Raw genomic sequence first — 13,239 nt, 5'->3', positions numbered from 1 at the left:
CGCTGTTAAACGATAATCGAGTTGTGTGTGGCTACTCCCTCCGTTAAAACATCTCCTTCCAAGGGGTCGACATCCGCGCTAATGCGTATTGTATCGATATTATTGCTGCTGATGGTTGGGCTGCTCTTGGCTGCCTGGTATGTGCCCAGCAGTAATTCCGAGCGGGTGCGGGTGCAGATCGCCAGCGGTGATACCTTGTCGAAAAAAAGCCGCCAGTGGCAAAACGACGGTTGGTTGCCATCGGCTGCCTTATTGCGGTTGCAGGCGCGTTTATTAGGCAAAGAGCGAGTGTTGCGGGTTGGCGAGTTTGAGATTCCAGCCGGAGTGACCGGCAGCGAACTGCTGCGTTTGCTGGAGACGGCGCCACCGGTAAGCTACCGCGTTACCCTGATTGAAGGCACACGGCTAAAAGATGCGCTGCAGCAGCTGGCTAGTGCCCCCAAACTGACCCAGGATGTATTGCCGCTCACCGCCGAGCGAGTGGCTGAGGTGTTGGGCATTCAAGGCAGTGCCGAAGGGCTGCTGTACCCGGATACCTATGTGTACCCCAGTGGTGAGCGGGTGAGCCGCTTGTTACAGCAGGCCCATCAGCGCTTGCAGCAAGAGTTGCAGGCGGCCTGGCAACAACGCGCGCCGTCTTTACCGCTGCAAAACCCTTACCAAGCACTGATTCTTGCCTCTGTGGTGGAAAAAGAAACCGGTGCGGCCTGGGAGCGCGCCCAGATTGCCGGTGTGTTTGTGCGCCGGCTGCAAAAGAATATGCGTTTGCAAACGGATCCTACGGTGATCTATGGCCTTGGTGAGAGCTTTAACGGCAACCTTAAACGCCGCCATTTGCAAGACTCCAGCAACCGCTATAACAGCTACCGCCATCATGGTTTGCCGCCCACGCCCATTGCTTTGGCGGGACGTGCAGCTTTGCTGGCAGCCGTGCAGCCCGAAGAAGGCCAGTCGCTGTATTTTGTTGCCAAAGGCGATGGCAGTCATGTGTTTTCAGACACGCTGGAGCAGCACAATCGTGCCGTTCGCCAATATCAAATATTAAGTCGGCGAGACAACTATCGTTCCTCGCCGCCGTCGCAGGAGACTCCATCATATGAGCGCTAAACCAGGGCGCTTTATCACCTTTGAAGGTGGCGAAGGGGTGGGCAAAACCACCAATATTCAGTATTTGGCCGACTGGTTACGCCAGCAAGGCGTTGACGTTGTCACCACTCGAGAACCTGGCGGTACAGAAATTGCCGAACTGATTCGCGAGCGTTTGTTAAAAGCCCACCATCAAGAAAAAATGGGCGATCTCACAGAGCTGCTGCTGATGTTTGCTGCCCGCGCTCAGCACTTGCAACAACGGATTCGTCCAGCATTGGCCCAGGGGCAGTGGGTACTGTGTGATCGTTTTAGCGACTCCACCTTGGCTTATCAAGGTTATGGTCGCGGCTTAGACTTACACGTGATTGGCCAGCTCAAGCAATTAGTGCAGGGGGATTTAGAGCCCGATCTTACCCTTTGGCTACGAGCCCCTTTGGCCATAGGCCGGGCGCGCAGTGGTCGCCGCGGCGAGCCTACAGATCGTATTGAGGCTGAAAAAGATGGCTTTTTTCAGCGCGTCGAAACAGGTTTTGCCGAGTTGGCGCACAGCGAAGCACGCATAAAACCGATCGACGCCAGTCAGCCCTTGAGCCGAGTGCAGGCCGATATACTCGCCGTCGTTGAGGCCATGCTGTGAGCCTGCCTTGGCATCAGCAACCCTGGCAGGCGGTTATGCAGCGTCATCAGGCAGCGGGCTTGCCCCATGCTATGATGCTGACCGGTGTTGCCGGCATAGGTAAACACCAGTTTGCCCAACGGTTGGCGCAATGGTTGTTGTGCTCCGCCGCGCAGCCGGATGCAGCCTGTGGTCAATGTCACAGTTGTCAGTTATGGCGTGCCGGCAATCATCCCGATTATTTACACTGTGGACCCGAAGACGGCAGTCAGCAGATTCGAATTGAGTCGATTCGACGGTTAAATCATTTTTTGTCGCAGACACCACAGATTTCCAGCTGCCAATTAGTTACATTGGCGCCTGCTGAGGTGATGAATATGAATGCCGCCAATGCCTTGCTAAAAACCCTGGAAGAGCCACCGGGTGAGAGCTATCTGATTTTGTCGGCCGAGCGTTACGGCTCGGTACTGCCGACCATTCGCAGTCGCTGTCAGCGCATTAGTATGTCGGCGCCGACTCAACAGCAAGGCATAGATTGGCTGCAGCAGCAGGGCATAGACTCGAATGCCGCCCTGCAGGCGCTGAGCTTTAACCCAGGGGCACCGCTGACGGCGCAATGCTGGGTCGAAGACGGCACGCAGCAGCAGTTACAGCAATGGCAGCAGCAGTTGCTGCAGTGGAGTCAAGGGCAGCTGGGTTTGACTGAGCTGGCCGAGTCATGGAACAAAAAACAGGACTTTGACTGTCTGTGTCGCTGGTGGCTGCAACTAACGGTGGATACCCTCAAGGCGCAGCTGGGGGCTGTGTCGGAGCAGCTAATGTTTGTTGAGTTCATTCAGCAATTGCCGCAGCTGCAACAGGGCAAGCTGGACAGGCAGCGCTTACTGGCCTTACATAGCAAGTTACAAAGCATGGTTGGGCGCCTCGCTTCCGGCGCAGCCCACTATAATAAACAACTGACAGTGGAAACGCTGTTGCTCGACTGGCGAGAGCTGGTGATGACAGGACAACAAAGGGAGACTGCATGATACCCGGAGCAGGTGGCCGCAGCGGCATTTTATCGCTGACGATCAAAGACAAGTCGGTACTGTACGCGGCGTATATGCCATTTATCAAAGATGGCGGTCTGTTTATTCCCACCAATAAGCAGTATCAGCTGGGTGATGAGGTATTCATGTTGCTCAAGCTGATGGAAGAGCCGGAGAAGATTCCGGTGGCCGGTAAAGTGGTCTGGATCACTCCAAAAGGTGCGCAGGGCAATAAGGTGGCCGGCATTGGCGTGCAGTTTACTGGCGACACCACCATCGCCCGCGACAAGATAGAAACATACTTGGCCGGTGCGCTTAAATCCGATCGGATGACCCATACCATGTGATTAAAACCCGGCAAAGCCGGGTTTTTAATTAGAATGGAACGTTGTCGTTCTTGTAAGCTGTGCTAAGCAGATTTTTTAGGTCGCCCATTGGGTGAAAGTTATCAGGGTTGCTGGCAAATTTGATAGAGACGTCGTAGTTTTGGCCCCATTCTGGATCAATATCTCCATCGCGCTTATGGAGCTCGAGTCCAATGGCGATGTCTGCTTCTTCATTTGGAAACCTATCTGCAGGTAGCTGAATGACCTTCAAGCCATGGCCAAACCAGTTGGATTTGATTGCGAAGTATGTTCTGCCGCTTCTTGGGTCTCGCTCTTCTCTGCTAAGTAGCTCGAGTTCTAGTTTCTTGTCTTTAACTGTGGTTGTTATCCTGTCAGCAACTGGGTTTTCGCCCTGAGGTTGAAAGTCAGAGATAAAGAACTCCATTAGCTCTACAGTTCTATTGTATTCGTCTACGTCTCGAGGAATCCATACTTTAAATTGCAGGCGGGGATCACTTCCATCGACTTGAAACTCTCCTTCCATGCGGATGTCATTAAACATCCAGGCGGATGTATTTGCTGATACTACTGTTGGTGAGTATGGATAATCAATATCGCTAAATATCAAGTTATGGTTACGTGCTAGATCGACCTCTAAACGCTTAAGTTTGTACTTCTGGTTATGCGATGTGTCGTTCTTCTCTACCCAAATGGTTACTCCTTCAACCTCGCGGAGGTCAATTCCGAATAAACCAAGATCATTTTTTACATCTGGGTGTGCATATGACGAGTGATATTTAATCACTTCTGCTTGTGCAGAAATGGCGGTGCTGGCTGCAAATGCCAGGGCGATGATTTGTTTTTTCACATAAACTCCTTAAAAGAATCATCTTTTACCGCGCTTCATTGTGCGGTGTGGGCGAAACTAGCAAATAACCCAGGCAAAAGCGCGAGATTAAATTAATAAACCGAAAATAAGGCTTCTGGATTGGTCTTTTAGGTGTGTGTTGCCACTCTGTGGCGCAAAATGTCTTGCGCATGGGCGGGCGTCGGCCGTATTATATGGTGTAACAGTAGTTTTGATTGAACTAAGTGATGTTAACGGGATGTCGTGATCTGGTGAGGGGAGAGAGCGCTTACATATGCGGGCAAAGCAATAACATAATGACGGCAACCGTTTCTCAAATCAGCTGGATAAGTCACGCCTTTTGATGGTTTTCGCTCATTATTTTCTCAACACTCTATGTGTCGTCTTTAAACCGTCAGTGTGATATTCGAAAGGTGATTAAACGAGGCCCGGAATTAACCGGGCCTCGCTGGTTAGTTGGCTTCTTTGATTCGTCTCAGAATTTCAGAAAGCCTGACGCCTTTAGTGCCGACAGGACCTCTCGTACCATCTTTAAACTTAGGCCACAGAGAGTAGTCTGGGCCATATTCAGGGTGTTCAGTAGTTGGCTCGATGTTAAAACCAATTGCGTCTTGACTCATAGGGAACGACGTAATGATTTCCCCATGTCCCATCCAATGAGCTTTAATAGTATGAGCGAGTATTCCGCTGCCGCTAGAGACGGTTTGCTTATGGGTCAGTAGCTTTATCGTAACTTTTTGGCCGTTGACGTCAAAATGAGCGATATCGGCTACAGGGTTGTTATTCACACGATGCAGCTGCCCTACTGCATAGCCTGCTATGAGCAACTTGTCTTGCAGGGTTGTGGATTTATGATCAGGAACAACAGAAACGGAAATGTTGGTTATACGGAGTAGATGTGGATCATCGTCAAAGTTAACGCGAACTTCTAAATCTTTAAATATCCAACCTTGTGTTCTACCGACGTATTCATGGTCGCCAATGTAGTCGAAGTCCTTAATGATCAGGTCACCCAGATCCCCTGATGCGTCCAGATCAATTGCTAAACGACGCAGTTTAAATCCTGGTTCTAACCCGTCGGCTGTTTCTACCCATGCAGTGATCTTTTCGATATTGCCATGGATTGAGCTTAGGTCGGAGTTTAAGTAGGCGGTAAGTGTGCGCTTTGCTTCGTATTTGCCAATATCTGCATGTGTGAATGCGCTACTCAGTATAAGGAATATCGCGAGAAAACATTTTTTCACTGTAAGGTCCTAAAATAATTATTGCGTTAGTTGGCTGTATGAACAGTTAGCCGACTCATTGCTATTTTTGAAGGCTGTTATTGGTTATACGTATCCAGCATTTTTGAAAGATTGTAATCGTGTTTCGAAAGAGCGCCGTCAGCCGTTTTTAATGTCACGATTACTTTATAGTTAGTCCCATAATCTGGATGGCTTCCGTCGGCCTCTAAGCGAAGGCCTACCATGCTTCTTCCCCAAGGGATTGCTATTGGATGAAATTTGCTTCCATGGCCCATCCAGTTTATTTCGATGCCATAGTTAAGGCTGTAAGTTTCAAACTGCTGTGGCTCGGCCAGGAGGTTTAAGGTTAGCGGTTTGTCATTGATGCTGGTGCTGACGGTATCGACGACTGGGTTTGGTGTAACACGTTTGGCAACGGGCTGAATGTAGTACGTCGCAAGCTGAATTTTATTGGCAGAGCTATTTGCCTTAGGGTCTGGCATTGAGGCGATGGAAATATGTGTAAGGCGAGGAGCAGCTTCGCTAGCGAACTCGGCACGAACTTCCAAATCTCTGTATATCCAGCCTTGTGTTCGACCAACGTATTCCGAGTTAGATACGGGGTCAAAGTCTCTAATGACTAAGTCGCCCAGATCTTTCATATCAATCACTAAGCGATGCAATCTGTGTATATATTGCGAGTTTTGCGGGTCCCATGTGCTTTCGATCCAAGCAGAGACGCCATCAACATTCTCTGGGTATAGACCAAAGGCCTGCTCAACATTTGCAAGAACCCCATCGCTATCTACGTGGTATTTAACAATCTCTGCTTGAGCAGACAGGGCGGTGCCGGCTGCAAAAGCCAGTGCTAAAAGCTGTTTTTTCACTCGGTTTCCTTAAAAAATCGTCTTTGCCGCACCTCATTGTGCGGCGGCGCGCAAACTAGCAGAAAGATGGCGAGAAATGGCTAGTCCGTGGCTGCAAAACGCCGACTGTCCGCTTTGAGGAGGGTTTTTTTTGGGTCGATACCTGTTTTGTGTCTCATTATGTCTTGTTTTTTTTGCCATTTAAGGCCACTAAGTCAGTAAAGTCATATGAGTGGTTTTATAGCGACTTCCCTAGTTGAGTATTTGGCTGATGCCCTCAACCGCTTCGCAAGCCTCGTCGAGCAGTGTTATCGGGGTGTGACAATGAGGAGAGAAGCGAATACCGCCACCGCGATGGGCGCAAATAATGCCGCTGCGCATTAATTGGCGGTACAACTGTGCGCTGTCACAGTTCCATAAATGAAAGGTAATAATGCCACTGGGCCTTTGCTCCAATAGCGGGTTGATAAGCTGGGCATCGATGGATCTGAGTTTATCGACCAAGGCCATGCAGCGCTGATGAATAGCGCTTTCTATTTGCCTTAGGCCAATTTGCAACAATAAACCGACGCTGGCATGCAGCGCGGTTGCTGCGAGCATATTAGGGCTGCCACATTCAAAGCGCCGGGCATCATCCGCTAACTGCCAGTCATGTTGATCAAAATCGCCCGGATTTTTGATCATATGCCAGCCGTATTCGCTCACCTTGAGCTGATCAAGGCGTTGAGGGTGAATATAAAACAGCCCTAAACCCTCTGGGCCGAGCATCCATTTATGGCCATCGGCCATGGCAAAATCACATTGCCAGTCATCCACATTGATTGGCATGGCGCCAATCGCTTGAATGGCATCAACACAAAACAAGACTCCGTGCTGGCGGCAAGCCGCGCCTATGCGGGCGACATCCATGATTAAGCCGCTGGCGTATTGCACCGCACTGATCGACACCAGCTTGGGCTTCTGTGCAATCGCAGCGAGTAGTTCAGATTCGGGGTCATGCCAGGGCAAGCTGACACTGACCACCTTAACGCCACGATCGGCCAGCGCCTGCCAAACGATTCGATTGGACGGAAATTCCTGATCCGATATCACCACCACATCACCGTGTTGCCATTCAATGCCGTTGGTGACAAAGGACAAGGCTTCAGAGGTGTTTTTTACCAAGGCAACACTGCCTTGAGGGGCAGCGATTAAAGCTTCCAGGCGTCTGCGCAGTTCGGTTTCAAGACTCATCCATTCAGGGTAATGGCTGGCTCCTAAGGCGACATTTTCACTGGCGAAACGGCTGACGGCCTGTTCTGTACGCACGGGCCAAGGGGCGATGGCGGCGTGGTTAAGATAAATACATTGCTCGTTGACGGGGAATTCATCGTGCCAAAGTGGGTTTTGCATATGATCTCCGGTGCGAAGCGACGCCGCTGTTGGTACCATGGACGTTTTATTGAGCTACAAACTGGGGTTGCATGTCTACTCACACCGCCTTTGAATCCATCGGTTCGACGCCTGTTGCATCGTTAAATCTGTGTGTTGAGCACTATCGTCACAAAGTGACTGGAGCAGAACATTTCCACTTGCGCTGCGATCATGACGAAAAAGCCTTCTGTGTGGCTGTGCGCACTATGCCGATGGATTCCACTGGGGTGGCGCATATTCTTGAGCACACCGTATTGTGTGGCAGCGAACGTTATCCGGTGCGCGATCCGTTTTTTATGATGACTAGGCGCTCCCTCAATACCTTTATGAACGCCATGACCAGCAGTGACTGGACGGCTTATCCCTTTGCTTCACAAAATGACAAAGACTTCTTTAACTTGTTAGACGTCTATATGGATGCGGTGTTTTTCTCGCGCTTAGACCCATTAGATTTTGCTCAGGAAGGCCATCGGTTGGAATTTTCTGAAGCGGGCAATGCACAGTCTGAACTGATGTATAAAGGCGTGGTGTTTAATGAAATGAAAGGCGCTATGTCATCGCCGGTGTCACAGTTGTGGCAAGGCATTAGCGCTGAGCTATTTCCGACCACCACCTATCACTACAACAGTGGTGGTGAGCCAGCCGATATTACTGACCTGAGTTATGAGCAATTAATGGCCTTTTATAAAAGCCATTATCACCCCTCCAACGCCATCTTTATGACCTTTGGTGATCTTGATGTCGATGACTTGCACCAGCGCTTTGAACAGCTGGCGTTGGGACGTTTTGAAAAGCAAGACAAACGCTGGCAAGTTGCGGCGGAAAAACGCTATGCCGCGCCGCGTGCAGTGCAAAGTCATTATGGCGTTGATAGCGAAGAACTGGATGGGCAAACCCATCATGTCTTGGGCTGGCTGTTAGGCGACTCGACTGACTTAGACGCTCAACTGGAAGCCAATTTAATTAGCCAGGTATTACTCGATAACAGCGCTTCGCCGCTTCGCCGGGCACTAGAAAACACCGATTTAGGCAGTGCGCCATCGCCTTTGTGTGGGCTGGAAGACTCCAATCGTGAAATGAGTTTTTTGTGTGGCTTGGAAGGCAGTGAGCCTGAACACGCCGCAGCGTTTGAACAATTGGTACTGTCCGTTTTGCAGCAGGTTGCCGATGAGGGCGTCGACGATGATGTTGTCGCCGCGGCTTTGCATCAGTTGGAATTGCACCAGCGCGAAATTGGCGGCGATCATATGCCTTATGGTTTGCAGTTGATTTTTTCTTCTTTGCCCGCGGCTATTCATTATGGCAATCCCACTGACCTGATTAATCTTGATCCTGCCTTGGAACGGCTGAAGCAAAAGGTCGCTGAACCTGATTTTATCGCCCGTCGAGTGCGCCAATTACTGATCAACAACCGTCATCGGGTGCGTTACACCTTGGCCCCGGATGCCGGGATGAATCAGGCCGTTGCCGAGCACGAAAAACAACAATTGCAACGTGTACAACAGAGCCTTGATGAACAGCAGAGTCAGGCCATTATCGACGCCGCCGAGGCGCTAAAACAGCGCCAAGCGCAGCAAGACGATGAGTCACTGTTGCCGGCCGTTGGTTTGGCGGATGTGCCTGCAGCGGTGCCGTATGTTGCGCCAACGGCTAATCATGCACCGGGGCCAAAGGTCAGCGAATATCAAACGGGCACCAATGGTTTGGTCTATCAGCAGCTGATTGCTGACCTGCCCGTATTAAATTTTGAACAGCTCACCTGGCTGCCATTTTTTACCCATGCTTGGACTGAAGTCGGCGCAGGTCCGTACGACTATTTGCAGCAACAACAACGGCAAACGGCGACGGTGGGCAGTCTCAGCGCTTATGCGACCTTAAAAGCCAGTGTTGATAACGCCGATGAAGTGCACAGCTATCTGGTGTTAACGGGTAAGGCGTTAAACGATAAGGTCGCCCCCTTTAGCGATATGATGGCGGAAACCTGGAACAGCGCTCGTCTCGATGAGGGGCAGCGGCTGCTGGATTTGTTAAAGCACAGCAAGGCCCGAAAAGAACATGGCATCACGGGCAATGGCCATGCCTTGGCGATGTCGCTGGCCGCTGCGCCGTTAAACTTGGCGTCACGTTTGAGTGATGAGCTGAGCGGCCTGCCGCAAACCCGTCGCTTAAAGCAACGAGTCGAGGCGCTAAAGCAGGGCAATGGTGCCGATATTTCTGAGCTGTTGCAGCAATTACGCAACGATTTACCCGAGCGTCCCGATGACGCTTTGCTGATTCATGATGCCAATGGCGCACAACAACACTTGAGTGCAGTGCAGCAGCACTGGCAACAGCCAGGGTTGGCGTTAAGCGGTCAGCAAACGGTACAGTTTGATGGTAATAGTGCACGATATTGGATGGTGGATGCCCAGGTTTATTATTGTGCCTGGGCATTACCGACGGTATCGGTAACCCATCCAGATGCCGCGGCGCTATCGGTATTGGCCGGTGTGCTGCGCAATAATATGCTGCATACCGCAATTCGTGAGCAGGGCGGTGCCTATGGCGGTGGCGCCACCCAAGACAGTGCGCAAGGCTGTTTTAAATTCTATTCCTATCGCGACCCTCGTTGTGAAGCCACCTTCGATGATTTTGCGCGCGCTGCAGATTGGCTGAAACAGCAGCCCGTGGATGAATCTTTGGTTGAGCAGGCTATTTTAGGTGTGATCAGCTCAATGGATCGCCCAGGATCGCCTGCCGGTGAAGCCAAACAAAGTTACCATCAGGACCGCACTGGGCGTAGTCAGGCGTTGCGACAAGCCTATCGTGAGCAGGTGCTGGCAGTACGTTGGGATGATTTGCTGCGGGTAGCCGACACGTATTTGCAGGGTCAAGAGGGTAGCAAGGCGGTGGTTGCTCCACGTGGTAGTGAGCATATTGCTAAGGCTTTGGGTCTTGAGGTTGAGGATTATTAATTTCGCTGTTTATTGCATAAGATTTAAAGGTTCTTAAGAGGATAAAGAGAGGAGTGGAGCGGCGGCTGGCGAGATTCAATGTTCTATCACGCTAGTTGCTAACGATTCTCAAGAACTTGTCATTACCGGTCAGCGGCGCCATAATCGGCGCCGTTTTTATTACTGGCTGGCGCCATCAGTTCAGTCAGGATTCACATTCAGATTATAGAATGTTTGCCATTCACCTACAGTCAGGAAACCTTTTCCTATGAAGGCATCGTTATTTATGGCGCCGGCGCTGGCCCTGCTGGTGTCGGGCGCAGTCGCTGAGGACAGCACGGATTTGCGCCAGGCCAAGCAGCAGGTGGCCAACAGTGAGCAAGCGGGTGCCCGCAGTCAGAAAAAAATCGATCAACTCGATGACAGCCGTCAGGATTTATTACAGCAATATCGCCAGATTATTGCCGAAACTGAGCAGTTGGCGCTGTATAACGCTCAGATGCAGCAAATTGTTGATAATCAGCAACAAGAGCTGCAATCCCTTGACCGCCAAATTGGCGAAATTGAACGAACCGAGCGCGGAATTTTGCCCTTGATGTCGCGCATGTTGGATTCGCTGGATGAATTTGTTTCCCTTGATACGCCGTTTTTGCCCAATGAACGTGCGACCCGCATTGCCTTGCTGCGCGATATGATGACGCGCGCCGATGTGACGGTATCGGAGAAATTCCGCCGGGTATTAGAGGCTTATCAGGTTGAGGTCGATTACGGTCGTAATATTGAAGCCTATCGTGCCAGTGAGCAGGACGTTAGCTACGATTTTTTGCGCATCGGTCGCGTCGCGTTATATCGCCTGTCTAATGACGGTCAGCAAGCCTGGCTGTGGTCACGTCAGCAAGATAAGTGGCTGCCACTCGATCCAGGCTATGTGCGTGATTTGAATCAGGCGTTAAAAGTCGCCAGACAGACCGCGGCACCCCAGTTGCTGACCTTGCCACTGCCTACTGTTAACGGAGGTGCCTAATGCGCATGATTAAGCACACTTTGCTGGCGCTGGCCGCTGTCACCATAGCGCTATCGGCCAGTGCTGATGACGCCCAGTTAAAGCAATTACTGGATCGAACGTCATCGTATCAAAGTGGTGAGGCCACATTAGATAAGCAGCGTGAAGCTGAATTTCGCCGCAATTTGGCCCAGCAGCAGACCTTGCTGCAACAGGCTAAAGCTAAGCTCGCTGCCGAGCGGCGCCGGGCGGATCTATTAAAGCAAGCATTTGATGATAACGAAGTCGCCTTGGTCGAAAAGGAAGAAGACCTGCGTATGCAGGTGGGCAACCTGGGTGAGATGTTTGGTGTGGTACGTCAGGTCGCCGGTGATCTTGATGGCGTACTAAACGACAGCCTGACATTAATTGAAAAGCCAACCCGTCAAGCCGACTTGGCGACTTTAGCGCAATCAAAAGAATTGCCTGATTTGGTGCAATTAGAACAGTTGTGGCACACCTTATTAGAGGAAATGGTGTTAAACGGTCAAATCAGCCGTTTTAATGCTTCGGTAATTACCACCGACGGCAGCTCTGCTGAGCAACAGGTGGTGCGCATCGGTGCTTTTAATGCCATCACCCCAGAGGGCTATTTAGCCTTCGACAGCGAGTTAAAACAGCTGCGTGAATTGGGCCGCCAGCCGCAATCATCGGCCCAATTAAGTGATTATTTATCCAACACAAGTGGCGTAGCGGCTTTGGCATTGGACCCCAGTCGTGGTGCTTTGCTGAACCTGAGCTTGGATACGCCCGATTTAATCGAGCGCATTGAACAAGGTGCCGAGGTCGGATACATCATTTTGGCGGTCGGTGTGATCGGTTTGTTATTGGCACTGTGGCGTTTAATAGCTCTGACCAGCATTGGTGCAAAACTGTCGCGTCAGCAAAAAAGTCTGTCGACGCCGAGTGATGATAATCCATTGGGTCGTATTTTGGCGGTCCACAGCAACCTGCCCAACGGGGTGGACAGCGAGGTGCTGGAGGCACGCATGGATGAAGCCGTATTGCGTGAACTGCCCGCGTTGGAGCGCGGTCAATCCATTATTAAATTGTTTGCCGGTATAGCGCCGCTGTTGGGTTTGCTCGGTACCGTCACCGGTATGATCGCGACTTTCCAGGCTATTACCAACTTTGGCACCGGAGATCCTAAGCTGATGGCAGCGGGTATTTCCCAGGCGCTGATTACTACGGTGTTGGGTTTGATTGTCGCCATTCCTTTGCTGTTGGCCCATAACTGGGTGGCATCCCGCAGCAAATACCTGATTCAGGTATTGGACGAACAATCAGCTGGTTTAATTGCCGAAGTACTGGAACGTCAGGGGCGTAGCTAATGCAATGGCTGCAGGACTTCTTTATTCAGGGTGGTCCAGTACTGTACGGCATTCTGGCCGCCTGTTTACTGCTGTGGAGTCTGATTTTGGAGCGTTTGTGGTTTTTCTACCGCGACCTGCCGCGCAGTAACCGGGCCTTAGCACAGCAGTGGCATCAGCGCAGCGACTATGACAGTTGGACGGCGCGCAAAATACGCGCCGCCATCATCAGTCGCCAGCGTCAGCGAGCACAGATGTTTTTATCTTCCATCGCTACCTTGATTGCCATTTGCCCTTTGCTTGGTCTATTGGGCACGGTAACGGGCATGGTCAGTGTGTTTGATGTGCTGGCGGTCACTGGCACGGGCAACGCCAGGGCGATGGCGTCGGGCATTTCTCAGGCCACCATTCCGACCATGGCAGGCCTGGTGGTGGCGTTGACCGGTCTGTATTTTCGTGCCCGTTTTTCAAGGCTTAGTGCTCGGGGCATTCAACAACTAACCGATTTATTAGGTGCGGATTAAT

General features: G+C 51.2%; 12 protein-coding genes. 8 read left to right on the top strand and 4 right to left on the bottom strand.

Annotation, left to right across the window (positions count from 1 at the left end; all coding sequences use genetic code 11):
- Positions 1-81 precede the first annotated feature (81 nt).
- Genes mltG through AC55FS_RS11905 form a run of 4 tightly spaced genes read left to right on the top strand, consistent with a single transcriptional unit; the run spans position 82 to position 3,080 of the window.
- Positions 82-1,107 carry an endolytic transglycosylase MltG gene (gene mltG / locus AC55FS_RS11920; RefSeq protein WP_496932476.1) on the top strand — a complete coding sequence of 342 codons (1,026 nt, stop codon included), beginning with the start codon at positions 82-84 and terminating at the stop codon, positions 1,105-1,107.
- On the top strand, positions 1,097-1,726 hold the full coding sequence (tmk, locus tag AC55FS_RS11915; protein WP_496932475.1) for a dTMP kinase: 630 nt from the start codon (positions 1,097-1,099) through the stop codon (positions 1,724-1,726). The genes mltG and tmk overlap by 11 nt, the downstream gene beginning before the upstream one ends.
- Complete coding sequence (holB, locus tag AC55FS_RS11910) at positions 1,723-2,733, top strand: DNA polymerase III subunit delta' (protein ID WP_496932473.1); 1,011 nt, start codon at positions 1,723-1,725, stop codon at positions 2,731-2,733. Before tmk ends, holB begins: the two co-directional genes overlap by 4 nt.
- Positions 2,730-3,080 (top strand): PilZ domain-containing protein, encoded by a 351-nt coding sequence (locus tag AC55FS_RS11905; RefSeq protein ID WP_094061046.1) that lies wholly within the window; start codon positions 2,730-2,732, stop codon positions 3,078-3,080. The genes holB and AC55FS_RS11905 overlap by 4 nt, the downstream gene beginning before the upstream one ends.
- A gap of 28 nt (positions 3,081-3,108) precedes the next feature.
- Here AC55FS_RS11905 and AC55FS_RS11900 read toward each other — a convergent pair whose 3' ends face one another.
- The 4 genes from AC55FS_RS11900 to AC55FS_RS11885 form a co-directional block, all read right to left on the bottom strand.
- Positions 3,109-3,927, bottom strand: a complete 819-nt coding sequence (locus tag AC55FS_RS11900; protein ID WP_496932472.1) for a hypothetical protein — start codon at positions 3,925-3,927, stop codon at positions 3,109-3,111.
- A gap of 452 nt (positions 3,928-4,379) precedes the next feature.
- Positions 4,380-5,171, bottom strand: a complete 792-nt coding sequence (locus tag AC55FS_RS11895) for a hypothetical protein (RefSeq protein ID WP_496932471.1) — start codon at positions 5,169-5,171, stop codon at positions 4,380-4,382.
- A gap of 77 nt (positions 5,172-5,248) precedes the next feature.
- On the bottom strand, positions 5,249-6,037 hold the full coding sequence (locus AC55FS_RS11890; protein ID WP_496932470.1) for a hypothetical protein: 789 nt from the start codon (positions 6,035-6,037) through the stop codon (positions 5,249-5,251).
- 231 nt (positions 6,038-6,268) lie between these two features.
- Positions 6,269-7,408 carry an aminotransferase class V-fold PLP-dependent enzyme gene (locus AC55FS_RS11885; protein ID WP_496932469.1) on the bottom strand — a complete coding sequence of 380 codons (1,140 nt, stop codon included), beginning with the start codon at positions 7,406-7,408 and terminating at the stop codon, positions 6,269-6,271.
- 71 nt (positions 7,409-7,479) lie between these two features.
- On the opposite strand from AC55FS_RS11885, the gene AC55FS_RS11880 reads away from it, so the two are divergent.
- From AC55FS_RS11880 to AC55FS_RS11865, 4 genes are all read left to right on the top strand, one after another.
- Positions 7,480-10,383 (top strand): insulinase family protein, encoded by a 2,904-nt coding sequence (locus AC55FS_RS11880; protein ID WP_496932468.1) that lies wholly within the window; start codon positions 7,480-7,482, stop codon positions 10,381-10,383.
- A gap of 247 nt (positions 10,384-10,630) precedes the next feature.
- On the top strand, positions 10,631-11,386 hold the full coding sequence (locus tag AC55FS_RS11875) for a DUF3450 domain-containing protein (protein WP_496932467.1): 756 nt from the start codon (positions 10,631-10,633) through the stop codon (positions 11,384-11,386).
- The gene (locus tag AC55FS_RS11870) at positions 11,386-12,735 is read left to right on the top strand and encodes a MotA/TolQ/ExbB proton channel family protein (RefSeq protein ID WP_496932466.1); all 1,350 of its coding nucleotides are present in this window, start codon (positions 11,386-11,388) and stop codon (positions 12,733-12,735) included. Before AC55FS_RS11875 ends, AC55FS_RS11870 begins: the two co-directional genes overlap by 1 nt.
- Positions 12,735-13,238 carry a MotA/TolQ/ExbB proton channel family protein gene (locus AC55FS_RS11865; RefSeq protein WP_496932465.1) on the top strand — a complete coding sequence of 168 codons (504 nt, stop codon included), beginning with the start codon at positions 12,735-12,737 and terminating at the stop codon, positions 13,236-13,238. Before AC55FS_RS11870 ends, AC55FS_RS11865 begins: the two co-directional genes overlap by 1 nt.
- Position 13,239: the final 1 nt, after the last annotated feature.

The sequence above is a fragment of the Bacterioplanes sp. CLAM21 genome (assembly GCF_059641015.1).
This window is presented reverse-complemented; position numbering and strand designations above follow the sequence as displayed.

What these genes read in the sequence shown, in the direction of transcription:
- mltG (WP_496932476.1), top strand. Translation starts at nt 82, where the DNA reads ATGCGTATTGTATCGATATTATTGCTGCTGATGGTTGGGCTGCTCTTG.
- tmk (WP_496932475.1), top strand. Translation starts at nt 1,097, where the DNA reads ATGAGCGCTAAACCAGGGCGCTTTATCACCTTTGAAGGTGGCGAAGGG.
- AC55FS_RS11905 (WP_094061046.1), top strand. Translation starts at nt 2,730, where the DNA reads ATGATACCCGGAGCAGGTGGCCGCAGCGGCATTTTATCGCTGACGATC.
- AC55FS_RS11885 (WP_496932469.1), bottom strand. Translation starts at nt 7,408, where the DNA reads ATGCAAAACCCACTTTGGCACGATGAATTCCCCGTCAACGAGCAATGT.
- AC55FS_RS11880 (WP_496932468.1), top strand. Translation starts at nt 7,480, where the DNA reads ATGTCTACTCACACCGCCTTTGAATCCATCGGTTCGACGCCTGTTGCA.
- AC55FS_RS11875 (WP_496932467.1), top strand. Translation starts at nt 10,631, where the DNA reads ATGAAGGCATCGTTATTTATGGCGCCGGCGCTGGCCCTGCTGGTGTCG.
- AC55FS_RS11870 (WP_496932466.1), top strand. Translation starts at nt 11,386, where the DNA reads ATGCGCATGATTAAGCACACTTTGCTGGCGCTGGCCGCTGTCACCATA.
- AC55FS_RS11865 (WP_496932465.1), top strand. Translation starts at nt 12,735, where the DNA reads ATGCAATGGCTGCAGGACTTCTTTATTCAGGGTGGTCCAGTACTGTAC.